Source organism: Pseudomonas sp. B414 (assembly GCF_055408445.1).
In genome coordinates, this window is sequence record NZ_JBUZTQ010000024.1 from 14,069 (window position 1) to 38,709 (window position 24,641).

Below are 24,641 nucleotides of genomic sequence, written 5' to 3' on the forward strand. Positions count from 1 at the left end.
CTGTCGGGGGTACTTAAGCCAGAGTGGCTTTAGCTTTCTCGACAATCGCAGCAAACGCCGCTTTTTCGTTCACTGCCAGATCAGACAGAACCTTACGGTCGATCTCGATGGAAGCTTTTTTCAGGCCGGCGATGAAACGGCTGTAAGACAGACCGTTGATACGTGCACCAGCGTTGATACGAGCGATCCACAGAGCGCGGAACTGACGTTTTTTCTGACGACGGTCACGGTAGGCGTATTGGCCTGCCTTGATTACCGCTTGCTTGGCAACACGGAATACGCGTGAGCGTGCGCCGTAGTAGCCTTTAGCCAGTTTCAGAATTTTTTTGTGACGTTTACGGGCGACAACGCCACGCTTTACACGAGCCATGAGTTACTTCCTCTAGTCTTAACCAAAAATTAACGAAGGCGCAGCATGCGCTCGACTTTTGCCACGTCAGACGGATGCAGCAAGCTGCTACCGCGCAGTTGACGCTTACGCTTGGTCGACATTTTGGTCAGGATGTGGCTCTTGAAAGCGTGCTTGTGCTTGATACCGTTAGCAGTTTTCAGAAACCGCTTAGCAGCACCACTTTTAGTCTTCATCTTTGGCATGTTCGGATACTCCGCATTCAGTTGATAAACATAATCAGAAGGCCTGCCGTGCCCAATTGATTACTTCTTCTTTTTCGGGGCGATGACCATGATCAGCTGGCGTCCTTCCATCTTAGGATGCTGTTCGACGGTACCGTATTCCGCAAGGTCAGCTTCAACCCGCTTCAACAGTTCCATACCCAGCTCCTGGTGGGCCATCTCACGGCCGCGGAATCGTAACGATACCTTGGCCCTGTCCCCATCACTCAGGAAACGTACCAGGTTGCGCAGTTTTACCTGGTAATCCCCTTCCTCCGTCCCTGGACGAAACTTGATTTCTTTAACCTGAATCTGTTTCTGGTTTTTCTTTGCAGCAGCAACCTGTTTCTTCTTTTCGAAGATAGATTTGCCGTAGTCCATCAGCTTACAAACTGGGGGTACTGCATCAGCGGAAATTTCCACCAAGTCCAGTTTGGCCTCTTCAGCTTTAAGAAGCGCGTCTTCAATTGACACAATCCCAAGCTGCTCGCCTTCAGCCCCAATTAACCGAACCTCGCGTGCCGAGATATTCTCGTTGATCGGGGCTTTCGGTGCAGCTCGTTTATCTTGTCTCATTTCACGCTTAATAATAATTACTCCGAATCATGGCGACCACGCCGGGAAACCGCTTGTGCGAGGAATTCAGCGAATTGCGCGACGGGCATCGAGCCCAGGTCAGCACCTTCACGTGTACGCACAGCGACAGTCTGCATCTCGACTTCCCGATCTCCGATAACCAAGAGATAAGGAACCTTGAGCAAAGTATGCTCGCGGATTTTAAAGCCGATCTTTTCATTTCTCAAGTCAGACTTGGCACGAAATCCGCTCTGATTGAGAGTTTTTTCAACTTCAGCAGCAAAATCTGCCTGTTTGTCAGTGATATTCATGATCACTGCCTGTGTCGGCGCAAGCCACGCAGGGAACGCACCTTCGTAATGTTCGATCAGAATACCGATAAAACGTTCGAACGACCCAAGGATCGCACGGTGCAGCATAACCGGGTGCTTACGACTGTTGTCTTCGGACACATATTCTGCGCCAAGACGGATCGGCAGGTTGAAATCGAGCTGCAGGGTACCACACTGCCAGACACGACCCAGACAATCTTTCAGAGAAAATTCAATCTTCGGTCCGTAGAAGGCACCTTCACCCGGCTGCAAGTCGTACGGCAGACCCGCGCTGTCAAGGGCAGAAGCCAGTGCGCTTTCGGCGCGATCCCACAGCTCATCGGAGCCCACACGCTTTTCAGGGCGAGTCGACAGCTTCAGTTCGATATCCTTGAAGCCGAAGTCGGCGTAGACATCCAGGGTCAGCTTGATAAAGGCAGCGGACTCGGCCTGCATCTGTTCTTCAGTACAGAAGATGTGCGCATCGTCCTGGGTAAAGCCACGTACGCGCATGATGCCGTGCAGGGCACCCGACGGCTCGTTACGGTGGCAGGCACCGAATTCGGCCAGGCGCATCGGCAGCTCACGGTAGCTTTTCAGCCCCTGGTTGAACACTTGCACGTGGCAAGGGCAGTTCATCGGCTTGATCGCGTAGTCGCGACTTTCCGACTGAGTGGTAAACATGTTGTCGGCGTAGTTGGCCCAGTGCCCGGACTTTTCCCACAAGCTGCGATCAACCACCTGAGGAGTCTTGATCTCCAGGTAGCCATTGTCGCGCTGTACTTTGCGCATGTACTGCTCAAGTACCTGGTACAGGGTCCAGCCATTCGGGTGCCAGAACACCATGCCCGGCGCTTCTTCCTGGGTATGGAACAGGCCAAGGCGCTTGCCGATTTTACGGTGATCGCGCTTTTCAGCTTCTTCGATACGCAGAACGTAGGCTGCCAGCTGCTTCTTGTCAGCCCAGGCTGTGCCGTAAATACGCTGCAATTGCTCGTTTTTGGCATCGCCACGCCAGTAGGCGCCCGACAGTTTGGTCAGCTTGAACGACTTCAGGAAGCGCGTGTTCGGGACGTGAGGCCCGCGACACATGTCGACGTACTCTTCATGGAAGTACAAACCCATGGCCTGTTCGTTCGGCATGTCTTCGATCAAACGCAGCTTGTAGTCTTCACCGCGCTCGGCGAACAACTCGATCACTTCGGCACGCGGCGTCACTTTCTTGATGACGTCGTAATCTTTTTCGATCAACTGCTGCATGCGCTTTTCAATAGCGGCCATGTCATCCGGAGTGAACGGACGCTCATAGGCGATATCGTAATAAAAACCTTCGTCGATAACTGGACCGATGACCATTTTGGCCGTAGGGAACAGTTGCTTAACCGCATGGCCGACCAAGTGGGCGCAAGAGTGACGAATGATTTCCAGCCCCTCTTCATCCTTGGGTGTGATGATTTGCAAGGTGGCGTCGTGCTCGATCAGGTCACAGGCATCAACCAGCTTGCCGTTAACCTTGCCGGCCACGGTAGCTTTGGCCAGGCCCGCGCCAATAGAAGCGGCTACCTCGGCTACAGATACTGGATGATCGAAAGAACGTTGACTGCCGTCGGGAAGAGTAATAGTTGGCATGGCGCCTCCTCTCCTAGTGGTGACCCCTACCAAAGGTCACGTGGGTTGGGATGAGCCAGTACGCGATTCGGTGGTATGCCTGCCTCACAGTGGCAGGAGCCTTGCGGCCAACCGGAAACCGAACCAGAGTGACTGGAGTTCAAATAAATAGGGTTGATGGCTCTGGATTGCAACTCAGCGAGCATGCAAACGCAGAAAAAGCCAAGGGCGGCATGCTAGCACAGATGTACGCTGCCTGTTACGCACCCTGCCCCGCATGCAAAATAAAGCGGGCTTTTTTACAAAGTGGTGAACTTGAGCTGCACTAACCTTTCACATACTCAGTGATACACACTCGGTTTTACTGCTTACAAGGAGCAATTTATGCGCACGATCCGCTTACTCGCCCTCGCAGCACCCCTGGCAATGCTGTTACCTCTGAGCGCCCAGGCCGACAACTGGCCAGCCGGTGCGAAAAACGACTACATGAAGGACTGCGTAGCTGCGGCAAGCCAAAGTGTCGACGTAAAGACCGCCCAACAACACTGTGCATGCGGCGCGGACAAACTGTCCGAAAAGTTCACAACTGCCGAAATCACCCAACTGATGAGCAAGACTACCCAGCCAAGTGCAGAGCTTCGAACCAAGGCTCTGGACGCAATCCAGGCTTGCCGGGCGAAAAAATAGCCCCTGACGCAGAGCGAATTCGGGCCTGATTCAGGGTAAAAATGGCCTGAAACCATTTTTTGCGTAAAAAATATTCATTCACGAGTGCTTTTTTTCCAAGCTTTTTAAACCCTAAAGCCCCCGTAATCCGGGGGTTTCGAGCGTTTCCAGCAACAGACCAAAGCTAACATCGCAGCAAACTGTGGTTCAGGGGGGGTTCCAAAGCGCACATTTCGACTATGATAGCTCGGTGTGCCCAGTTGGCCTGAGCAGCACAGTACTACTGAAAATATAAGTTTCTTGGAGATACACCATGTCTAATCGCCAAACCGGCACCGTAAAATGGTTCAACGATGAAAAAGGCTTCGGCTTCATCACTCCTCAAGGTGGCGGTGACGACCTGTTCGTACACTTCAAAGCTATCGAAAGCGACGGTTTCAAAAGCCTGAAAGAAGGCCAGACCGTTTCCTTCGTGGCTGAGAAAGGCCAAAAGGGTATGCAAGCTGCACAGGTTCGTCCGGAGTAAATCTCCTTCGAACAAAAAAACCCCGTCCATGTGACGGGGTTTTTTATGTCCTGATACAACGCTAGCCGCAGTTCACGCGGGTAATGACCGCCTGGTCATCCGTGTTCAGGTTCAAACGATCCGAGCGGTACTCGAGCGTCATGACGTCGTGGGGCATCAAGACCCGCGCATTCTGCGCACCGGCTTTGACGCGAGCCTGCTCCAGCAGCTCGGCCGATGCCTTCTTGCCGATTACAAAGGCGGCTGCATTGGCATTACAGCGGCTATGCCCTGCCTCGGCTGCAGGCTCACTGCCCGAACCTGACGTACTGCATCCGGACAGCGCTACGACCGCCAACAACGAACCCAATGACACTAGCTTCCAAGACATGAAGCCTCCTTAAGGTAAAAAGTCTGAACCTTTGCGACAGCTTTTTCGCACATAGGTTGCATGGCGCCTGACAGCACCCTCTGTTTGACCTGCGCGCAGGCAGTTTGCCCGAGCAGGCATTTAGCGCACGCCTCTAATCATTGCCAAATATGTGTAAGAATCAGTACACATCAATGTAGTCAAATGGCGGATTAGGCCAGTTGTCTTTCAAGGCATTAAAAATCTGCATCACCCAGACCTCATCACTGGCCGCAACCTTCCCGACGTAACCCGAGCCTGCCGCCCAGGTTTCCAGGCGAAAGAGCAGCCCGTCAATATCGGCACCACCAACCACACCAGAAGAAATGAAGGCAAAACCTGCGCGACTCACCCGCAATTGCGTATGAGCATCGTCACTGGCCGAAGCCAGCATCTGGCGTACCGAAGCAAGGGTAAGCCCTTCAGGATCGTTCAAATCAATTTGCATGGTCCGTGCACCTCTGAAAAAAAATGCAAGTGTGGCACGCGCCAAGGCCTGGATGGGCAAATTCAGACATCAAAATACCCATGACACGATTAACTGGGGTCTCTTGATAGCATCGGGGCGACTTTTTGCTAAAATCGCCCTTTCACTTTTCCCCTCTTACTGAGCCTCCAATGACAACAGTCAGCATCGACGCAGATATCAAGGCCAAGTGGCATCAAGGACAGTGCTCTTACAGCCCGGGCAGCCCTGAAGAGCTGGCCATCATCGGCATCGACCTTTTAGTCAAAGAGCTCGGCACAGAGGCTGCCCGAGCCTTTGTCAGCCAGGTTTTCGAAAAGTACCGACAAACTGAGCCAGCGAAACTGACCTGAGCCTGGGCGAGCTCAACTTACTTCAAGCGACCCAAGCGCGCCGTCAGCACATCAAAAAAGCCCTGGGCGTCGCCGCTTTCGACCCAAAAGGCATTTTTCGGCTGATTGAGGGTGTTGTACCAGTCCGGGATGGTCTGGCCAAAAGTGGGGCCTTCACGGGTGTCCACGACCAGATTGACTTCGCGCCCGGAAAACAACCCGGGATTGAGCAGGTAGGCAATCACACTGGCATCGTGCACCGGCCCGCCCGGCAAGCCGTAATGCACCATGTCGCCTTTCACGTATTCATTGAGAATATCGCCCACCAGTTTGCCGGCCGTATTGCCCAACGCAGCGATCTGCTTGAGGCGCGCCTCACTGGTGAGGATCTTGTGGGTGACATCAAGGGGCACATAGGTCAGTTTTACACCGCTGTTCAAAACAACCTCTGCAGCATGGGGGTCGGCATAGAGATTGAATTCGGCGACCGGCGTAATATTGCCACCATTGAAATGGGCCCCGCCCATGACGACGACTTCCTTGATGCCCTTGGTGATATCGGGCGCCTGGATCAAGGCCAAGGCCAGGTTTGTCTGCGGGCCGAGCATGGCAATAGTCACGCTGCCCGGCTTGGCCGCACGCAAGGTATCAATCAGGTAGTTAACCGCATTGGCCGACTCAAGCCCTTTGGCAGGCTCATGCACCGGCACACCGGTCACCCCCTCCTGGCCATGGATGTTTTCGGCGTAAATCGGGGTACGTACCAGCGGCTTTGGTGCCCCGGCATAGACCGGAACGTCTTCGCACCCTGCCCACTCCCGCGCCAGGCGGGCATTACGCGAGGTCTTGTCCAGCCGCACATTGCCTGCCACGGTGGTAATCGCCCGCACATTCAACTGCTCGGGTGACGCCAGCGCCAGCAGCAGCGCCACAACATCATCCGCGCCAGGGTCGGTATCGATAATCAGATCAATCTTGTCTGCTGCGTGAACACTCGACATCGTAATGGCGGACAAAAGAACCACACTCCTGATCAACGGCTGAAACAAACGGGTAAAAAGCGGCATAACCAACTCCATGTAGTGTTTATCTAAAAGATTACGCCTGATACCAGGGCAATATTGCAGTACGGCTGGCACTCACCTGTGCGAACAATCGCTTTTGCACGTAGGCACAGTTCCTTGAAAGCCTCATGGGAAAGCAGGCTCTGCGAACCCAACTCCCCTTTTCCGGCAAGCGCCTCAATGCATGACAGCGCAGGGCATGGTGCCAGCAACAGCTCGTGGGCCAGCACATGGTTTTGCACCTGCATCTCGCTGAGCAGGGTACGTAGCGTACTGGCAAGATCCGGCACGCCCTGGGTCAGGGCCAGATCAATCAGCTCAACCCCTTTGGGCACAGGCAAACCGGCATCGGCGATCACAACGATATCGCCATGCCCCAGCGAAGCAACCAGCCGCGACAGGGCAATATTGAGCAGTGGTGTTTTTTTCATGGTGCGCTAAAACCCTGAACATCATGCAACGCAGGAATGGATGGTTGAGCACCGGCACGGGTTACCGATAACGCTGCTGCAACCTGTGCAAAGCGAATAGCGTCATCTTCAGCCATCCCCGCCGCCAGCGCGGCAGAAAAGCCTCCGACAAATGTATCGCCCGCCGCCGTAGCATCGAGCGCTTCAACCCTGGGCGCAGCAAAGTGCGCAACACGCTGCGCACTGACAAACAGCGCGCCCTGGGCACCCAGGGTGACAATAACCTTGCGCGCGCCCAGCTGGAGCAACTGGCGGGCAGCAAGCTCTGCCGACTCAAGAGAGTCAACCACCACGCCACTCAGGGCCCAGGCCTCACTCTCATTCGGTATCAGGTAATCGATCGCGTCGTACCACTGCCCTGGTAACGGGCCACTGACCGGGGCCGGGTTGAGAATCACGGTTTTATTCAGTTCGCGCCCGCGACCGAGCACATAACCTACCGTTTGCATCGGCACTTCAAGTTGGCAAACAAGCACCTGGGCGCCTCGCAAAACCTGATCAACGGCCTTGATATCTTCAGGCTCCAGGCAGCCATTGGCGCCTGCCACCACCACAATGCTGTTTTGACCGTCAGCAGCAACCGTGATCAGTGCTACGCCGCTGGCACTGCCCGGTACGCTACGCACGGCCTGACAGTCAATGCGGTCAGCCTTCAGCCCGTCGAGCAGTTGCAAGCCATAGGCGTCACTGCCAACACATCCGACCATGGCCACAGCCGCACCCAGACGTGACGCTGCCACCGCCTGATTGGCCCCCTTGCCTCCGTGAACCGTCGCAAAGGACTGTCCGAACACCGTTTCTCCCGGGCGCGGCAACCTCTGCGTACGCGTCACCAGGTCCATGTTCAGGCTGCCAACCACCACTACATTTGCTTGCATGTGTCGACACTCATCCGGTGATTGATTGGGGATACTTGAACGCTGCATCGACATAAGCCCGGGTGGACTCGCGCAACACAATCTCGGGCTTGACGATGCGTTGTTCCACCGCACGTCCGGGCGATGCGATACGGCGCAACAGCAACTGCGCGGCCATTTCGCCCAATTGCACAATTGACTGCCCGACAGTCGTCAGCGACGGGTACACATAGCGGCTCATCTGCACATCATCAAAACCGATCACCGACAACTGCTGCGGCACACGAATATTGCGCTCTGCAGCTGCGCGCAACACACCGATACCCATCATGTCGTTGCAGGCAAATATCGCCGATGGCGGGTTGTGTTCCAGAAGCCCGACTGCCGCCTGATAGCCCCCAACACTGCTGAAATCGCTCTCGACCATCCAGTGCCCGGGCGCCGTAACCCCCGCCTCGGCCAAAGCCCGCAGATAACCGGCCATACGCAACTGCGCAACACGAGTGATTGCCGGCCCGCCAATACAGGCAATGGCACGATGGCCCAGGTCGAGCAAGTGCCGGGTAGCCAGGTAAGCGCCCAATTCGTGATCGATGCACACCAGATCAGCCTCTACACCCTCGAGACTGCGGTCGACTATGACCATTGGCGTTCGCACCCCGACCAGCCCGCCGGCCATTCCCATATCACCGCCGGCGGAAGCCACCACCAGGCCATCTACCCGTTTTTCAAGCAACACCCGCAGGTAGCTGCTCTGTTTTTCCGGGTCGTCGTCGCAGTTACACAGGATCACGCAATAGTTGTTGCGCTCGCAGTAGTCCTCGATACCTCGCGCCAGCTCGGCAAAGTAGGGGTTCAGGCTATTGGCCACTAACAAACCGATAGTGGCTGTGGTCTTGGCCTTGAGCGAGCGCGCCACCGCACTGGGGACATATTCGAGGCGAGCAATGGCCTCCTCAACCTTGAGCCGCACCGGTTCGCTCACCGGGCGGGTCTTGTTCAGAACATGGGAAACCGTTGTATAGGAAATGCCTGCCATTGCCGCGACATCTTTAATCGTTGCCATTGCTCAGTTCCGTCGCTGTGCACGTTGACTGCGGTATGTGTCCAATACCACTGCTATCACAATGACAGCACCGGTAATAATACGCTTGGTCGGTTCCGTCGCGCCGATTTGCGCCAGCCCTGCAGCCAGTACCGAAATAATCAGCACCCCAAAGAACGTACTGATGACCGAACCACGCCCGCCCATCAGGCTGGTACCACCAATCACCACTGCCGCAATTACCTGCAACTCCAGGCCAGAGCCGGCATTCGGATCTGCCGCTTCAAGGCGCGAGATCTGGAACAGTGCCGCCACCCCGGCCAACAAGCCCATCAGGCTGAAGACCAGAATCTTGTAGGGCTTTGGATTGATACCTGCCAGGCGCACGGCCTCCTCGTTGGTGCCAATGCCGATCAGATAACGGCCAAACACCGTGCGGGTGAGCACCGCCTGGGCAGCCACGATAATCAGCAAGGCGATGATAAACGCGGGGGAAATGCCGAAGGCAATCGGGTTTGAAAGCCAGGCGAAAGCGTCACCGATATAGGCCGTGCGTGAGCCTGTCATCTGGTAGGCCGCGCCCCGGGCCATTTCCAGTACCCCCAGCGAGACAATAAAAGAGGGGATTTTCCAGGCCACCGTGATGGAGCCGGTAATGGTTCCGGCAAGCGCCGCACAGCCCATGCCCAGCAGGGCGGCAGGCAAGATGCTCCAGCCCCAGCCCAGAATCGCGACGCTGACGGTGGATGCCGCCAGGGCCAGCACCGAACCTACCGACAGATCGATACCGCCAATAATCAGTACAAAGGTCATGCCCACCGACAACACCATCAGATCCGGGATCTGATTGGCCAGAGTGCTTAACGTGTCATAGGAGAAAAAGTGATCGCTCAGGCTGGAAAACAGAATGATCATGGCCAGCAAGGCGCCCGCCAGCCCCAGGTAAGTGCCCATGCCATAGTAATTGTGGGCGTTTTTTCGCGGCGCGAGGGTGGTTTTCATAGGGTTTCCTGTGGCGCCGCTTCTGTGAGCAGCGCATCTCTTTTTTGATAACCGGCAAAGGCCGCGGCCAGCAACTGCTCCTGGCTCCAGCTGTCACGTTCAAACGTATCGATCAGACGCCCCGCAGACAGCACACCGATGCGGTCACAGATCAACATCAACTCACGCAGGTCGCTCGACACCACCACCAGCGCCTTGCCCTTACGTGTCAACTCGCCCAGCAACCGGTAAATATCGAACTTGGCACCGATGTCGATCCCGCGCGTGGGCTCGTCGAACAGCAGCACCGTACAGTCGCGCTCCAGCCAGCGGCCAATGACCACCTTCTGCTGGTTGCCACCGGAAAGTTGCGAGACTACTTGCTCCGGGCCGCTGCTGCGAATGCCCATTGCGTCGATCTGGCGCCGGGCCAGTGCTGCCTCCTGCTGACCGTCAACCACACCGCCCCTGGAGACCTGATGCATATTGCCCAGGCCGATATTGGCGCTGATCGACTGGCTCAGCAGCAGCCCTTCGCCCTTGCGATCCTCGGTAATCAGGGCAATACCCTGCTTAACCGCATCGGCTGGCGAGCGAATGCTGACCACCTGCGCCGGCGCGCCGACGGCAACGGTGCCGCTGTCGGGTAAATCCGCGCCGTAGATCAAACGCAGCAGCTCTGTACGCCCTGCCCCGATCAGCCCGGAAATACCGAAAATTTCGCCTTTTCTGACTTCGAAAGAGACATCTCGCACCTTGTCCGAGCGACTGATCGCAGAAACTTTGAGCGCCACGTCCCCCAAGGTGCGTGCGCCCAAGTCCAACTGATCACCCAGCTCACGCCCCACCATCAGATTAACCAGTTGCTCGCTGCTGTAATCGGCAATCGGCTCGACACACACCAGACAACCATCTCGCAACACGGCAATGCGCTGCGCCACACGGGCCAGCTCTTCAAGCCGGTGCGAGATGTACACAATCGCCACGCCACGCGCCTGCAGCCGTTCGATCTGCACAAAGAGCATCTCGACTTCACGGGCCGTGAGCATCGCGGTGGGTTCATCCAGAATCAGCACATGGCAGTCGCCAATCAGGTTGCGGGCGATCTCGACCATCTGCTGATGGCCAATGCCCAGCTCACCGACCAGGGTGTCCGGATCTATCGCCTCCAGGCCAACCTGAGCCATGGCCTCAATCGCCGCTTTACGCAATTGCTTGCGGTTGATCCAGCCCAGATGCCCGGGCAGGTTATCCAGAAACAGGTTTTCCGCCACGGTCAGGGTGGGCAGCAGGTTCAGCTCCTGCATGACCATGCGCACTCCCTGCTTCTCGGCATGCGATCGGCTGCCGGGGGTGTAAGCCTGGCCATTGAATTGCATTTGCCCCAGGGTCGGCACTTCCAGACCGCCGATGATCTTCGACAGGGTACTTTTTCCGGCGCCATTCTCCCCGGTCAGGGCCAGCACTTCGCCGCGATACAGCGACAAATCAATGCCTGCCAGTACCGGCTGTTGTGTATAGGTTTTACCAATCCCGCTGACCGTGAGGACCACGCTGGCATCAGGTGCAGACATGACATTTCTCCGGGCACCTGCCCAATCGGGCAAGTGCCTGCGACAGCGAGTTGGGTTACTTGTTAATGACCAGTTGCACAGGGGTATCGATGACACCGTCCTTAAGGTTCTCGACCGGCTCTTTTTTGACCAGTTTGAGCGCGGTTTCAATACCAAAAACGGCTTGCTTGGCTGCAGCCTGATCAGCCGTTGCCAGTACCCGGCCATCTTTGAGCATCGGCTTGATTGCATCGATATTGTCGTAGCCGACGACCTGGACCTTGCCAGCCTTGCCTGCGGCACGGATTGCTGAAACCGCGCCCAGCGCCATGCTGTCGTTGCCTGCCAGGATGGCCTTCAGGTTGGGGTACTCGCTGAGCATGCCTGCTGCGACCTTGTTGCCGCCGTCGATTTCCCAATTACCTGACTGCACCGGCACGATTTTCATACCGGCAGCGGTCATTGCATCCTTGAAACCTGCGGTGCGCATCTGAGCATTGGTGGTGGTCGAGACGCCCTCGATGATCCCCACTTCATCGCCTGCCTGCAGTTTGGTCGCCAGGTACTCACCCACTTCGCGGGCACCCTGCCGGTTGTTGGGCCCCACAAATGGCACTTCGATACCTTTGCTTTTCAGCACTTCAGGATCCAGCTGGTTATCGATATTGACCACCACAATCCCGCGATCCTTGGCTTTTTTGATGGCTGAAACCAGAGCCTTGGAATCCGCGGGGGCAATAACCAGCGCATCGACCCTGGCGATGATCATCTGATTGATGATGTCGATCTGGCCGGCGGTGTCGGTTTCATTCTTGATGCCATTGGAGACCAGGTCAAAACTGGCCGCATTGGCTTTTTGATAGTCCTCACCGCCCTTTTGCATGGTGACGAAGAACTCGTTGGCCAACGATTTCATCACCAGCCCGACTTTGGGTTTTTGCGGGGTGTCCGCATGAGCGAGAGGGAGCGTAAGGGATGCCGCAGCCAGCATGGCGACAGCGAGAAGGCGTCCAGCAAATGGCAGCTTCATGGAAGTAACTCCGATCTTATGATTATTGTGAGCAACGTCCTGCCCGCGCTACGCCTGAGTGCCAACAGCCGTGTAACTGGCAATAGGTCATGCTTGAGAACCTGCCGGAACAGGCTCACAAAAACGCCGCGCAAACGTTTGCTTGATCCTCACTATGGAAAACCGCCTGTTATTTGTCAACGTGAAAAACAGCCGATACTCGATCAATGCGCATTCGAATCTCCGAACAGAAAATGCGCTTTTGTTCGGGAAACCGTCCAGGGTCAAAACGAACAATCCATCTAGAGAAATATTTCCCTATAAATCATTAGCTTATACTCTTCATATAGAGTCGCGAGCGATGGCATGGATAGTGCTTCCCCTCACACCGCGCGCAGCCAAAGGATGGTTCGTGCCGTGCACGGTGTGCATACATCGGCACACTCACTAATAAGAGATAAAACAATGAAAAATGCTGTGTTGAAAACCATTATTCCAGGCGCCCTGGCCCTTCTGCTGGCACTGCCAGCAGCCCAGGCACAAGAAGCTGCCAGCAAACCCAACGTAATCATTCTGGCCACTGGCGGCACCATTGCCGGCGCGGGCGCAAGTGCGGCAAACAGCGCCACTTACACCGCAGCCAAAGTCGGCATCGACAAACTGATTGCCGGTGTTCCCGAACTCAGCCAATTGGCAAACGTTCGCGGTGAGCAAGTGATGCAAATTGCATCCGAGAGCATCACCAACGAAAACCTGCTGCAGTTGGGCCGCCGGGTTGCCGAGCTGGCCGATCGCGATGATGTCGATGGCATCGTGATCACCCACGGTACCGATACCCTGGAAGAGACCGCGTACTTCCTGACCCTGGTTGAAAAAACCGACAAGCCGATCGTCGTGGTAGGTTCCATGCGCCCGGGCACTGCCATGTCGGCTGACGGCATGCTCAACCTGTACAACGCCGTCGCAGTTGCCGGTAGCAAAGACGCTCGTGGCAAAGGCGTGCTGGTCACCATGAACGACGAAATCCAGTCCGGCCGTGATGTCAGCAAAATGATCAACATCAAGACCGAAGCCTTCAAAAGCCCATGGGGCCCGCTGGGCATGGTGGTTGAAGGCAAATCCTACTGGTTCCGCTTGCCTGCCAAGCGCCACACCATGGATTCCGAGTTCAACATTAAAGACATCAAGAGCCTGCCAAACGTAGGCATCGCCTACTCCTACGGCAACGTTGACGACACTGCCTACAAGGCACTGGCCCAATCCGGCGCCAAGGCCATCATCCACGCGGGTACCGGCAACGGTTCAGTGGCTTCGAGTGTGGTGCCAACCTTGCAAGCACTGCGCAAGGATGGCGTACAAATCATTCGCTCTTCCCACGTCAACAACGGCGGCTTCGTACTGCGTAACGCAGAACAGCCAGACGACAAAAATGACTGGGTAGTGGCCCACGACCTGAACCCGCAGAAAGCCCGCATCCTGGCCATGGTCGCACTGACCAAAACCCAGGACAGCAAAGAGCTGCAGCGGATGTTCTGGGAGTACTAAACCCCAGGCTTCAAGCACTTGTGATTCAAGAAAGCCGCTTCCCCTCCGGGAGGCGGCTTTTTTTTACGCCCGAACCAAACCCCGGTTTGCTTGCCCAAGCACCAAACAGTTGCCAAATCTGGCGCAGTTAAATACTGTATGCGCATACAGCACACCTAGGATCGAATCATGGCTAAAAAAGCGGCGAAAGCGCCGACCCCCCCAAGCCCCTACGAAATTTTCGGCACGCGTATTCAAAAAATCATCAGCTCGCCCAAAGCGCAAAAAGACAAAATGGCCGTGCTTGAACGACTCGAAGGCGACAACCCGGAGTTTTGGGAACGCCTGATCGAAGAAATTTCCGAAAACGATAACGTCACCATTGCCTATCGCGATGACGGTGCCATCAACGTTTTCTGGACCGTGCCTGAGGAAGATTGAATCGATGAGGGTTTGTTTACTGGCACTGGCCAGTCTCTTTACCGTTTTAAGCGCACACGCTGCTGCCCCGCAAACCTTCAGCGAAGCCAAGAAAGTCGCCTGGAAGCTCTACGCCCCGCAGTCCACCGAGTTCTACTGCGGCTGCAAATACACCGGCAACCGCGTTGACCTGAAAGCCTGTGGCTATATCCCGCGCAAAAATGCCAACCGGGCCGCACGTATCGAGTGGGAACATATCGTTCCCGCCTGGCAGATCGGCCATCAGCGCCAATGCTGGCAAAGTGGTGGACGTAAAAACTGCACCCGCAACGACCCGGTGTACAAGGTTGCGGAAGCGGACCTGCACAATCTGGTGCCCAGTATCGGCGAGGTCAACGGCGACAGAAGCAACTTCAGTTTTGGCTGGCTGCCAGCGCAAAAGGGCCAATATGGCTCGTGCCTGACCCAGGTGGATTTCAAGTCCAAGAAGGTCATGCCCCGGCCCTCCATTCGCGGCATGATTGCCCGCACCTACTTCTATATGAGCAAGCAGTACAACTTGCGTCTGTCAAAACAGGATCGCCAGCTCTACGAGGCGTGGAACAAGACCTACCCGGTCCAGGCCTGGGAGCGCCAGCGCAATCAGGCCGTAGCCTGCGTGATGGGTCGTGGCAACGAGTTCGTTGGCCCGGTCAACCTCAAGGCCTGTGGCTGACGCGCCAGCCTTGAGCCGTGATGACAGCACCGGCTCAAGGCACCTTTCCTGTCCCTTCAAGTGAAGTCACCGCCAAAAATTTATGACCAAAACCGGGTTCGCACATTGCCGAACCGGCATTGCTGAGCTAATACTTTTGGCATGATCAAACAGGTTCGATTCAACAAACAACAACGGGTGGTCGACGAACTCGTCCACCGTATCGAAAGCGGTCTGCTGGCAGACGGTAATTTACTGCCAGGAGAAGACCAATTAGCTCAAGAACTGCGTGTAAGCCCCAGTACGTTGCGCGCAGCACTGGCTGAACTGGAAAGGCGAAAATATATTGCTACGCAAACCGAAGGCGGCGCCATCGTCACCTATGACGGTATAACGCTAGACCAGAACAATGGCTGGACCCAGGCCCTGGCCAGTACCGGAGCCCGGATTCACACAGAGCTGCTTCGCCTCGAGGCCATAGAGCGCCCAGACCTGCTCCATCAATTTGGCTTGAGCCAATTTATCATTCTGGAGCGCCGCCGCCGTCGAGATGATGGCACGGCAATCTCTCTGGAGCGCTCGCTCATGCCTGCCACCGGGGGCCTTGAAGGCTTGCCAAGGGTAGGACTGATTGATGACTCACTGACTATAACCCTGGCGGCCTACGGCTTTGTGGGCGACAGGGGCGACCAGTGGATTGGTGCCGAACCGCTCAACGAAGAAGACGCCCTTTTGCTCGGGCGCCCGGCCGGAACGGTTTTTCTCAAGGCATTACGCACCACTTACGACCGCCAGGGCCGCTTGATGGAAATGGTCGAAAGCTGGCTCGATCCGCTGCACTTTCGTATGTACCACTCGTTTGGAACACCCACATGACATCGATGGATCGAGCGCTCGGTGCTTTTTATGGCTTGGCACTGGGTGACGCCCTGGGCATGCCCACCCAGTCGTTCAGCCGCGGGCAAATTCTGACCCGCTTCGGGCACATTACAACGCTTGAAAACGCCCCGGCCGATCAACCCATTGCCCCGGGCATGATCGCCGGTTCAATCACCGATGATACTGAGCAAGCCATTCTGGTCGGGCAACTACTGGTCGAAGGCCAGGGCAATATTGACCCCCACCTGCTTGCCCAGGGCCTGATTGCCTGGGAGTCCACCATGCAGGCCAAAGGCTCCCAGGATCTGCTGGGGCCGTCGACCAAGCGCGCGATCGAGATGATCCTCGCTGGCCACAGCCCAGAACAGTCCGGCCGTTATGGCACCACCAACGGTGCGGCCATGCGCATCGCCCCGGTGGGCATCGCCAGCGATATCAACCAGCCGGAACGCTTTATCAAGGCGGTTGTTCAGGCGTGCCAGGTGACTCACAACACCAGCCTTGGGATTGCCAGCGCAGCCGCCGTCGCCGCCGTCATATCCAGCGGGCTCAATGGCAAAAAACTTGAACACGCCCTCAATGCGGGCACCGAAATGGCGTTTATGGCGGAACACCATGGCCACTGGGTGGCTGGCGGCCGGATAGGCCCGCGTATTCGCTGGGCCAGGCACGCAAGTCACGAATGCAACCCTGACAATATCGGCGACCTGTTGTATGACGTGATCGGCACATCGGTGGCCTCTCAAGAGTCCGTAGTTGCCGCCTTTGCCCTCGCACAACGTGTAGCGAACGGCGACCTTAACAGTTTCGATGCCCTGTGCATGGCCGCCAGCATTGGCGGCGATACCGACACCATAGCCGCCATCCTCGGCGCCATGCTGGGCGCCTGCGGCGGGCTGGAACACTGGCCAGCGGCGCTGATCGAACAGATCGTCGAGGTCAACAGCCTGCAACTGGAGCCGCTGGTACGCGACCTGCTGACACTTCGCAACACATAACACCCTGCCATGGACAGCAAACACCTGGCCTCAGACCCGAGGCCAGGTGTACACATACGCTGCGTACAACGATAACAACCGCATCAGGAGCCACACTCCATGACATCCCCTGACGCCGGGCACAGTGCCGGGCAACTGGAAACACGCGGCATAGAGCCAGTCCCCGAAAACGAGTGCAATGGCAATCCGCTGCAACTGTTCTGGGTCTGGTTTGCGGCCAATATCAGCATTCTCGGTTTACCGCTGGGTGCCACGCTGGTGGCCTTTCATCAGTTAGCGATTTGGCAGGTCGTCATTGTCGCCTTGATCGGTGCAGCCGGCTCCTTCGCCGTTGTAGGCGTTATCTCCATTGCTGGACGACGCGGGCGAGCGCCGAGCCTGACGCTATCGCGGGCAATCTTCGGTGTACGCGGCAACATCGCCCCCACACTGGTTTCACTTGTTTCACGTGTCGGCTGGGAAACGGTCAATACCACCACTGCTGCCTTCGTGCTGCTGTCGCTGTGCACGATCCTGTTCAACACCCCAACCGACGCCAAAAGCGCGCCCGGGCTGACCCTGGTGTTTATCGGTATTTTCACCCTGCTGACCCTCGCAGTTTCCGGCCTTGGCCATGCCACGCTGGTGCTCATCCAGAAGTGGGCAACCTATGTGTTTGGTGCGCTGAACTTACTGGTCGGCGGCTTTCTCTGCGCCACCATTAATTGGCAAGGTGTGTTTAGCGCCAGCCCTGCACCCATGAGCGCGGTGATAATCGGCATCGGCATCATGGCTGCCGGCACCGGTATTGGCTGGGCCAACGCCGGGGCGGATATGTCGCGTTATCAGAAACGCAGTGTCAGCGCCTCACAACTGGTGGCCTCCGCGGCCTGGGGCGCGGGGATTCCGCTGGTGTTGCTGATCACCCTGGGCGGCTTGCTGTCGGTCGGCAATCACGACCTGGCTTCCGCCACCGACCCTATTGCCGCAATCCGCAACATGCTGCCTGCCTGGATGGCCGTTCCCTACCTGCTCAGTGCTTTTGGCGGCTTGCTGCTGTCCAATCATCTGTCAGTCTATTCCGCAGGCCTGACTACCTTGACCCTGGGCATAAGGATCAAACGTGTACAGGCCGTGGTCGTGGATATCGTGGCGATTTTCTGTGGCTCGATTTACTTCATGCTGTTTGCCGATAGCTTCTACGGGCCTTTCATCACCTTTATCTCACTCACCGCCATTCCAATTACCGCCTGGGTGGCGATCTTTGTCGTCGACCTGATTCACCGCCACTACTACAGCGCCAAAGACCTGCTCGACGTCAGCGCCAGCAGCGCCTACTGGTACAAGGGCGGCATCGAATGGCGGGCATTGAGTGCCTGGGCCGTGGCATTGGTGCTGGGATTCTGCTTTACCCGGGTCGGCAGTTCGGATGCCGACTGGTTTGTCGGGCCGCTGGCCGATTCATGGCTGGGCCATAACGGTCTTGGCTGGGTCATGACATTCGTTGTCGCGGGTGGTTTGTATGCCCTGATGGGTGGCGCCAAAGACCGTCGCCACGCTGCAGTGGATGCCTCGCATGGCTAGATTGCTGCATACCGGCCAGGTCATCGTCGACCTGGCCATGGCACTGGACACCCTGCCCCGTTCCGGTGGCGATGCCCTGGCCCATAGCGCCAGCTTTCACCCAGGCGGCGGCTTCAATGTAATGGCCGCTGCCCAGCGTAACGGGTTACAGAGTGTGTATCTGGGGCGCCATGGTCAGGGCCAGTTCGGTGACCTGGCGCGTCAGGCGATGCACGCCGAAGGCATACAAATGACCTTGCCCGTCGACCCGGGCAAGGACACCGGATTGTGCGTTGCGCTCACCGAAGCCAGCGCCGAGCGCACCTTTATTTCCTGTATCGGCGCCGAAGGCGGGTTGTCTGCCGACGATCTGGCACAGGTCAGCGTCCAGCCGGACGATTACGTCTATGTCAGCGGTTACAGCCTGCTGCATAGCGATAAAGCCCGGCCACTGTTGAGCTGGATTCTGAGCCTGGCGGCCGACGTGCATCTGTCCTTCGACCCCGGCCCGTTACTGGCCGATATCGAACCGCAGCTGCTTGACGCCCTGTTGCCGGGCCTGAACCTCTGGACCAGCAATAGCGCTGAAGCACAGAGCTTCACCAGCACTACCTCACTGGCAGACGCCATGGCCGCCCTGACGGGCCGCCTGCCAGGTGACTGCGTCATCGTTGTGCGCGACGGCCCGCAGGGCTGCTGGATCAGCACTGAACACGGCCAGCAGCATATTGCCGGGTTCAAGGTGCAGGCGATCGACAGCAACGGCGCTGGAGACGCTCACACGGGGGTGATGATTGCCGCATTGGCCGCCGGGTACAGCACGCCGCAAGCCGCGGCGCGGGCCAATGCCGCAGCGGCACTGGCCGTCACCCGCAAGGGCCCCGCCACAGCACCGAATGCCGCCGAAGTCGATGCCATCATGAATAAAAGCTGTATTGACGAGGCATAAATGGCCTTTCTCCATACCAGAGCCCTGCCCGCAACACGACCAAAGACTGTAAGCAAAGATGACAAAAACGTCATGAAAAGCTGGAAAATGCCCAAAGTGCTGCTTTAACCTTACGCATTGGCTCCCACAAAGCGACACCACGGCCCGATATTTCCTGCGGAATATCGGGCCAGTTGCGTGTTTGCAGGGCTGCGTTTCTCCTGACTTGTGACGATACTTTTGAAACTCATCATTATTGCTGTCTACGTTTTGTCCATTGCATATGTGCACCTGCGGGGCAAAGTTCGCCATAAATTGGGTCGTCAACTGAGCGATCACTCGACCTTTCTGGCGCCTATCAACTGCTTTCTTTACTTGTTTTCCAAGGTTCCCAGCCAGCCGTATCTGAAACCTGCCGACTTCCCCGAGTTGCAGCCCTTGCAGGACCATTGGCAGGAGATTCGCGAAGAAGCGCGAAACCTGCTGCAGGCAGGCGAAATCAAGCGATCCGAACAGCCGAATGACGTAGGTTTCAACTCCTTCTTCAAAAGCGGCTGGAAGCGCTTTTATCTGAAATGGTATGGCGATAATCATCCTTCAGCGGTCGAGTTGTGCCCGCGAACCATCGAATTGCTCAACGGCATCGGTACGATCAAGGCCGCCATGTTTGCCGAATTACCGCCGGGCTCGAAGCTGGTGCGCCACCGCGACCCTTATGCCGGTTCACTGCGTTTCCACTTGGGCCTGGACACGCCCAATGACCCGGGCTGCTATATCAATGTCGACGGGAAAAACTATGCGTGGCGTGACGGCGAAGCGGTGATTTTCGACGAAACCTTTATCCATTACGCCGAAAACACCACCGATAAAAACCGCATCATCCTGTTCTGCGATATCGAACGCCCGATGCAATATCGCTGGGCCAGCGCCTTCAATCAGTGGTTTAGCCGCACGGTGATGGCGTCTGCCAGTTCACCTAACGATGCCAGCGACAAAACCGGCGCCCTGAACCGTGCATTTACCCGGTTATACAAGATTCGTCTGCGCGGCAAGGAACTGAAAAAACGCAACCGCACGCGTTACTACGCAGAAAAATGGTTGGTGTTTGGTGGGTTGCTAGGCGTGTTTTTGTTGATCTAGGCCTCATTTACGGGCTTTAAATCAAGTAGCGCTGCAGACCTGTGTGTGGCTTGCCTGCGATGGCATCACCACGGTTTGCCTGCAAGACCGCGCCGTCTGAATCGCGGGCAAGCCCGCTCCCACAATAGTCCCCGCAAGCATGAAATTTGCGTGCGATGGCAACAACGCGGTTTGCCTGTCAGACCGCTCCGCCTGAATCGCGGGCAAGCCCGCTCCCACAATTACAAGGTTTTTAACCCGCCACCAACGGTGGCAGGGTTCCCAACAGTGAAACGGCGGCCACGGCCATCAGCCCGAAAAGCCATTCAAGCGCCACACTGCTACGTAAAACGGCAAGGTGCCCCAAGCGGCTCATTACCAGATTGAACAGTGCCAGCAGTAGCATCACGCCTACCAATGTCACCTTGATCAGCAGGATCAGTGCGAAACCTTCAAACAAAGGCGTAGGCCAGAGCACTCCAGTCAACACCCGGGTATTGATCAATCCGGTCAGAATGATTCCGGCAACCAGCACAAACCCCAAATTGCTGAAGCGCTGCAATACCGTGCCCACCGCTTGCCCGGCCTGGCGTACCAGGATCATCAGCAAACCCAACAGCCCACCGATCCAGGCCCCGACACACACCAGGTGAACCAACTGGTTGAGCATCAGCAGTTGCCCGCGCCAGCCATCGAGCATCGCACCGTGCCCCACCGGCGCCAGAGTGGCCAGCAACAGAAAGCTCAGCAACCAGACAATGTTCAACCCGGTACGGGCATGCAGGGTGATCAGCAACAGCCCGCAGAACAGCAGATGAAAAGCCCAGACCTGCCCGAAAAAAGTACTCCCCAGCACCAGCCACAGCGTGGCTGGATCCAGCGTTTCAGACCAACTGCCAGCCATTGAATGGGTGGTCAGCAGCAACCAGGCCAAACCACTGAGCAACCCCAGCCACGCCAGTATGCGACTGACCTGACACAGTTGCCGATCAATCTCGAAAGATGGCCAGGCGCGAAGTAACAAGGGCCTGAACGCACAGGCCCCGAACATCAGCAACAGCACACTAAAATGCACAAACCGGCAGACAACCATGGCGCTGACAGTCAACTCAGTTGCTCACCGTAAAGCTGTAATCGCCTGCACTCTTGTGGGTATCCACAGATACTGCGTTCCACTTCACCTGATAGGTGCCTGCTGGCAGCGGTTGCGCCGGAGTAACGATCAGAACTTTCTTGTTCGCAGGCTCGGTCTTGATGCTGCTCACCGCCACCGGCGTCTGGTCATGGCTGATCACAACCTTGGTAAACGCCTGCTCCACGCCTTCGGTAAATACCAGGCGCAATTCACTGGCACTGTTGACCGTACTAGCGGCCGCAGGTGTCGATGATTCGAGGTGGGCATGGGCAAACGCCGCACTGGCACCGGCCATCAGTGTCAACAATGCAGCGGTATTGAGGAGTTTTTTCAAGAGAGCAGCAGACATTGCAAAGTACCTTGAGAGTGAAATACGCGGTCATAATACTCGCCTAAACTGACTTGAAGGGCGAGCGCACGCAGTAACCCGCAACCAGATACCACGCCTCTCCTGCAAGGACTTAAGCATGCCCACCCGCCTCAGCTTTATTTGTCATGCCCGCACCGAAGCGCAGCGTCTGGGCCGCTTTGCCCTGGATGAACCAGCTGATCCGAAGGGCTTGCTGCTAGTCGCTGACATCAGTGCAAGGCTGAAAAAGCCGGTACGCATCCTGTGCGCCCCCGAAACCCGCACCTTGCAAACCGCCCAGGCTCTGGGCGGCGAGATTGAAATCATTCCCGCGCTGGGGGACTACGATATTGGGGACTGGCAAGGGCTGCGCCTGTCAGACCTGCAACAGAGCATGCCCCAGGGCCTGACCAGCTGGATCAACAACCCGTATTCAGCGCCCCACGGCGGCGAATCCGTGCAAGACCTCTGCCTGCGGGTCAGTGCCTGGCTCGATGAGTTTCGCGAGGAAGGCCATTTTGCCGTGGTCACTCACCCCTTTGTTATCCGCGCCGCCATTTTGCATGCGCTGGCCGCAAGCACGGCGTCCTTTAACCTGATTGACGTAGAGCCACTGGCCGTGGTCGATCTGCGTTTCAACGAGCGCTGGCGGCTGCGGGTGTAAATCACTCTTCCAGGGTCAGCCCTCCGGGGGGCAGCGGCAACGCGGTTTTGTAGCGCACCTGTTTGAGCGCGAAGCTGGAGCGGATATTGGCCACGCCGGGCACCTTGGTCAAAAAGTCCATCATAAAACGCTCCAGCGCCTGGATGCTGGGCACCAGTACCCGGATCAGATAATCCGGGTCGCCCGCCATCAAATAGCACTCCATGACTTCATGGCGATCGGAAATCGCCGCTTCAAAATGCTGCAGGGCTTCCTCGACCTGTTTTTCCAGGCTGACATGGATAAACACATTGACGTGCAGCCCCAGCATATCGGCGTCGAGCAAGGTCACCTGCTCGCGGATCAGGCCACGTTCTTCCATGGCTTTGACCCGGTTGAAACAGGGCGTTGGCGACAGGTTTACCGAACGCGCAAGGTCCGCGTTGGTGATGCGCGCATTCTGCTGAAGGCTGTTGAGAATCCCTATATCGGTTCGATCTAGCTTGCGCATGAGACAAAAACACCTGTTTTTTATGTTTATGCAGAATTCTTATCCTTAAATGCTGCAAAGCACAACGAACTACAGAGAAATATTCTTCACTGTCAGGAATATGATTGTTGTAGGACAAAATCCAGTCTTTTATCAGACAGATCGTCCACCTAGCTCCCGCGCCTAATAAACACGACAAGATCGAGCGTAGAGAAAGCCATGAATGAATATGCACCGCTGCGCCTGCACGTTCCCGAACCGTCTGGCCGCCCAGGCTGCAAGACCGACTTCAGTTACCTGCGCCTGACCGATGCCGGTTCGGTGCGCAAACCCCCTGTGGACGTAGAACCTGCCGACACCGCCGACCTGGCCAAAGGCCTGATTCGCGTGCTCGACGATCAGGGCCAGGCCCTTGGCCCGTGGGCTGAAGGCGTGTCGACCGAGGTATTGCGTGCGGGTATGCGCGCCATGCTCAAGACGCGCATTTTTGACACCCGCATGGTGGTCGCCCAGCGCCAGAAAAAAATGTCGTTCTATATGCAGAGCCTTGGCGAAGAAGCCATCGGCAGCGCCCAGGCCCTGGCCTTGAATATCGACGATATGTGCTTCCCCACCTATCGCCAGCAAAGCATTCTGATGGCCCGCGATGTGCCTTTGGTGGATCTGATCTGCCAGTTGCTCTCCAACGAGCGCGACCCGCTCAAGGGTCGGCAATTGCCGATCATGTATTCGGTACGTGACTACGGCTTTTTCAGTATTTCCGGCAACCTCGCCACCCAATTCGTACAGGCTGTTGGCTGGGGCATGGCGTCGGCGATCAAGGGCGACACCAAAATCGCCTCGGCCTGGATCGGTGATGGCGCCACTGCCGAGTCCGACTTCCACACCGCCCTCACCTTCGCCCACGTCTACCGCGCCCCGGTGATCCTCAACGTGGTCAACAACCAGTGGGCGATTTCGACCTTCCAGGCCATTGCCGGTGGCGAGTCCACCACTTTCGCCGGGCGCGGCGTGGGCTGCGGGATCGCTTCGCTGCGGGTTGATGGCAACGACTTTATCGCCGTTTACGCCGCTTCCGCCTGGGCCGCAGAGCGTGCGCGGCGCAACCTGGGCCCGACCCTGATCGAGTGGGTCACTTATCGTGCAGGCCCGCACTCCACATCCGACGACCCTTCCAAGTACCGTCCTGCCGATGACTGGAGCCACTTCCCGCTGGGCGATCCGATTATTCGCCTCAAGCAGCACCTGATTGCCACCGGCAACTGGTCAGAAGAAGAGCACATCGCGGTCAGCGCCGAGCTGGAAGCCGAAATTATCGGCGCGCAAAAGGAAGCCGAGCGTTTCGGCACCCTGGCCGGTGGTCAGATACCGAGCGCCGCCAGCATGTTTGAAGACGTGTACAAGGAAATGCCCGAGCATTTGCGTCGGCAACGCCAGGAATTGGGGTTATAACCAG

29 protein-coding genes are annotated in these 24,641 nt (G+C 56.9%); 13 read left to right on the top strand and 16 right to left on the bottom strand.

Going from position 1 to position 24,641, the window contains the following annotated elements:
• Positions 1-13 precede the first annotated feature (13 nt).
• From rplT to thrS, 4 genes are read right to left on the bottom strand one after another with little or no spacing between them, the layout of a single operon-like run.
• Positions 14-370 (bottom strand): 50S ribosomal protein L20, encoded by a 357-nt coding sequence (gene rplT, locus ACZRMH_RS18490; RefSeq protein WP_003442184.1) that lies wholly within the window; start codon positions 368-370, stop codon positions 14-16.
• 29 nt (positions 371-399) lie between these two features.
• Positions 400-594 carry a 50S ribosomal protein L35 gene (gene rpmI, locus ACZRMH_RS18495; protein WP_002553160.1) on the bottom strand — a complete coding sequence of 65 codons (195 nt, stop codon included), beginning with the start codon at positions 592-594 and terminating at the stop codon, positions 400-402.
• Positions 595-654: 60 nt separating this feature from the next.
• Complete coding sequence (infC, locus tag ACZRMH_RS18500; protein ID WP_169916631.1) at positions 655-1,206, bottom strand: translation initiation factor IF-3; 552 nt, start codon at positions 1,204-1,206, stop codon at positions 655-657.
• Positions 1,206-3,128: a threonine--tRNA ligase gene (gene thrS / locus ACZRMH_RS18505; protein ID WP_464014652.1), complete on the bottom strand. Its 1,923-nt coding sequence runs from the start codon at positions 3,126-3,128 to the stop codon at positions 1,206-1,208. Before thrS ends, infC begins: the two co-directional genes overlap by 1 nt.
• A gap of 363 nt (positions 3,129-3,491) precedes the next feature.
• On the opposite strand from thrS, the gene ACZRMH_RS18510 reads away from it, so the two are divergent.
• Both ACZRMH_RS18510 and ACZRMH_RS18515 read left to right on the top strand, forming a co-directional pair.
• Positions 3,492-3,794, top strand: a complete 303-nt coding sequence (locus ACZRMH_RS18510; RefSeq protein WP_464014653.1) for a hypothetical protein — start codon at positions 3,492-3,494, stop codon at positions 3,792-3,794.
• A gap of 292 nt (positions 3,795-4,086) precedes the next feature.
• Positions 4,087-4,299: a cold-shock protein gene (locus ACZRMH_RS18515; RefSeq protein WP_003179963.1), complete on the top strand. Its 213-nt coding sequence runs from the start codon at positions 4,087-4,089 to the stop codon at positions 4,297-4,299.
• Between the two features lie 61 nt (positions 4,300-4,360).
• Here the strand turns inward: ACZRMH_RS18515 and ACZRMH_RS18520 are convergent, their stop codons facing one another.
• Both ACZRMH_RS18520 and ACZRMH_RS18525 read right to left on the bottom strand, forming a co-directional pair.
• On the bottom strand, positions 4,361-4,669 hold the full coding sequence (locus ACZRMH_RS18520; RefSeq protein ID WP_464014654.1) for an I78 family peptidase inhibitor: 309 nt from the start codon (positions 4,667-4,669) through the stop codon (positions 4,361-4,363).
• Between the two features lie 160 nt (positions 4,670-4,829).
• Entirely contained in the window at positions 4,830-5,135 is a 306-nt protein-coding gene (locus ACZRMH_RS18525) for a hypothetical protein (RefSeq protein WP_464014655.1), read from the bottom strand.
• A gap of 170 nt (positions 5,136-5,305) precedes the next feature.
• On the opposite strand from ACZRMH_RS18525, the gene ACZRMH_RS18530 reads away from it, so the two are divergent.
• On the top strand, positions 5,306-5,506 hold the full coding sequence (locus tag ACZRMH_RS18530; RefSeq protein ID WP_464014656.1) for a hypothetical protein: 201 nt from the start codon (positions 5,306-5,308) through the stop codon (positions 5,504-5,506).
• Positions 5,507-5,523: 17 nt separating this feature from the next.
• Here the strand turns inward: ACZRMH_RS18530 and ACZRMH_RS18535 are convergent, their stop codons facing one another.
• Genes ACZRMH_RS18535 through ACZRMH_RS18565 form a run of 7 tightly spaced genes read right to left on the bottom strand, consistent with a single transcriptional unit; the run spans position 5,524 to position 12,485 of the window.
• Positions 5,524-6,552: a nucleoside hydrolase gene (locus ACZRMH_RS18535; protein ID WP_464014657.1), complete on the bottom strand. Its 1,029-nt coding sequence runs from the start codon at positions 6,550-6,552 to the stop codon at positions 5,524-5,526.
• 23 nt (positions 6,553-6,575) lie between these two features.
• Entirely contained in the window at positions 6,576-6,980 is a 405-nt protein-coding gene (gene rbsD, locus ACZRMH_RS18540; protein WP_464014658.1) for a D-ribose pyranase, read from the bottom strand.
• Positions 6,977-7,897 (bottom strand): ribokinase, encoded by a 921-nt coding sequence (gene rbsK / locus ACZRMH_RS18545; protein WP_464014659.1) that lies wholly within the window; start codon positions 7,895-7,897, stop codon positions 6,977-6,979. Before rbsK ends, rbsD begins: the two co-directional genes overlap by 4 nt.
• 10 nt (positions 7,898-7,907) lie before the next feature.
• Positions 7,908-8,942, bottom strand: coding sequence for a LacI family DNA-binding transcriptional regulator (locus tag ACZRMH_RS18550; RefSeq protein WP_464014660.1), 1,035 nt, complete (start codon positions 8,940-8,942; stop codon positions 7,908-7,910).
• Between the two features lie 3 nt (positions 8,943-8,945).
• Positions 8,946-9,923 carry an ABC transporter permease gene (locus ACZRMH_RS18555; protein WP_464014661.1) on the bottom strand — a complete coding sequence of 326 codons (978 nt, stop codon included), beginning with the start codon at positions 9,921-9,923 and terminating at the stop codon, positions 8,946-8,948.
• Positions 9,920-11,476 carry a sugar ABC transporter ATP-binding protein gene (locus ACZRMH_RS18560; RefSeq protein ID WP_464014662.1) on the bottom strand — a complete coding sequence of 519 codons (1,557 nt, stop codon included), beginning with the start codon at positions 11,474-11,476 and terminating at the stop codon, positions 9,920-9,922. Before ACZRMH_RS18560 ends, ACZRMH_RS18555 begins: the two co-directional genes overlap by 4 nt.
• Positions 11,477-11,531: 55 nt before the next feature.
• Positions 11,532-12,485 (bottom strand): substrate-binding domain-containing protein, encoded by a 954-nt coding sequence (locus tag ACZRMH_RS18565; RefSeq protein ID WP_464014663.1) that lies wholly within the window; start codon positions 12,483-12,485, stop codon positions 11,532-11,534.
• A 444-nt stretch (positions 12,486-12,929) separates the two neighbouring features.
• Here ACZRMH_RS18565 and ACZRMH_RS18570 point away from each other — a divergent pair, with 444 nt between their 5' ends.
• The 8 genes from ACZRMH_RS18570 to lpxO all read left to right on the top strand — a co-directional run bounded on the left by ACZRMH_RS18570 (position 12,930) and on the right by lpxO (position 20,589).
• Positions 12,930-14,009 carry an asparaginase gene (locus ACZRMH_RS18570; protein WP_464014664.1) on the top strand — a complete coding sequence of 360 codons (1,080 nt, stop codon included), beginning with the start codon at positions 12,930-12,932 and terminating at the stop codon, positions 14,007-14,009.
• A 168-nt stretch (positions 14,010-14,177) separates the two neighbouring features.
• Positions 14,178-14,429, top strand: a complete 252-nt coding sequence (locus ACZRMH_RS18575; RefSeq protein WP_464014665.1) for a DUF1654 domain-containing protein — start codon at positions 14,178-14,180, stop codon at positions 14,427-14,429.
• A gap of 4 nt (positions 14,430-14,433) precedes the next feature.
• Positions 14,434-15,123, top strand: coding sequence for an endonuclease (locus ACZRMH_RS18580; RefSeq protein ID WP_464014666.1), 690 nt, complete (start codon positions 14,434-14,436; stop codon positions 15,121-15,123).
• 141 nt (positions 15,124-15,264) lie between these two features.
• A complete protein-coding gene (locus tag ACZRMH_RS18585) occupies positions 15,265-15,978 on the top strand; it encodes a GntR family transcriptional regulator (protein WP_464014667.1) in 714 nt (237 codons plus the stop codon).
• Positions 15,975-16,979 carry an ADP-ribosylglycohydrolase family protein gene (locus tag ACZRMH_RS18590; protein ID WP_464014668.1) on the top strand — a complete coding sequence of 335 codons (1,005 nt, stop codon included), beginning with the start codon at positions 15,975-15,977 and terminating at the stop codon, positions 16,977-16,979. The genes ACZRMH_RS18585 and ACZRMH_RS18590 overlap by 4 nt, the downstream gene beginning before the upstream one ends.
• Positions 16,980-17,078: 99 nt before the next feature.
• Positions 17,079-18,542 (top strand): purine-cytosine permease family protein, encoded by a 1,464-nt coding sequence (locus ACZRMH_RS18595; protein WP_464014669.1) that lies wholly within the window; start codon positions 17,079-17,081, stop codon positions 18,540-18,542.
• Positions 18,535-19,470: a PfkB family carbohydrate kinase gene (locus ACZRMH_RS18600; RefSeq protein WP_464014670.1), complete on the top strand. Its 936-nt coding sequence runs from the start codon at positions 18,535-18,537 to the stop codon at positions 19,468-19,470. Before ACZRMH_RS18595 ends, ACZRMH_RS18600 begins: the two co-directional genes overlap by 8 nt.
• A gap of 219 nt (positions 19,471-19,689) precedes the next feature.
• Complete coding sequence (lpxO, locus tag ACZRMH_RS18605; RefSeq protein WP_464014671.1) at positions 19,690-20,589, top strand: lipid A hydroxylase LpxO; 900 nt, start codon at positions 19,690-19,692, stop codon at positions 20,587-20,589.
• Positions 20,590-20,821: 232 nt separating this feature from the next.
• Here lpxO and copD read toward each other — a convergent pair whose 3' ends face one another.
• Together copD and copC are read right to left on the bottom strand one after the other, a co-directional pair.
• Positions 20,822-21,661 carry a copper homeostasis membrane protein CopD gene (copD, locus tag ACZRMH_RS18610; RefSeq protein ID WP_464014727.1) on the bottom strand — a complete coding sequence of 280 codons (840 nt, stop codon included), beginning with the start codon at positions 21,659-21,661 and terminating at the stop codon, positions 20,822-20,824.
• A gap of 16 nt (positions 21,662-21,677) precedes the next feature.
• Positions 21,678-22,052 (bottom strand): copper homeostasis periplasmic binding protein CopC, encoded by a 375-nt coding sequence (gene copC, locus ACZRMH_RS18615; protein ID WP_464014672.1) that lies wholly within the window; start codon positions 22,050-22,052, stop codon positions 21,678-21,680.
• 118 nt (positions 22,053-22,170) lie between these two features.
• On the opposite strand from copC, the gene ACZRMH_RS18620 reads away from it, so the two are divergent.
• Positions 22,171-22,716, top strand: coding sequence for a histidine phosphatase family protein (locus tag ACZRMH_RS18620; protein ID WP_464014673.1), 546 nt, complete (start codon positions 22,171-22,173; stop codon positions 22,714-22,716).
• A gap of 1 nt (position 22,717) precedes the next feature.
• On the opposite strand, the gene bkdR is transcribed toward ACZRMH_RS18620, so the two are convergent.
• Positions 22,718-23,206, bottom strand: coding sequence for a Bkd operon transcriptional regulator BkdR (gene bkdR / locus ACZRMH_RS18625; protein ID WP_016781430.1), 489 nt, complete (start codon positions 23,204-23,206; stop codon positions 22,718-22,720).
• Between the two features lie 198 nt (positions 23,207-23,404).
• On the opposite strand from bkdR, the gene ACZRMH_RS18630 reads away from it, so the two are divergent.
• Entirely contained in the window at positions 23,405-24,637 is a 1,233-nt protein-coding gene (locus ACZRMH_RS18630) for a thiamine pyrophosphate-dependent enzyme (RefSeq protein ID WP_464014674.1), read from the top strand.
• Positions 24,638-24,641 lie beyond the last annotated feature (4 nt).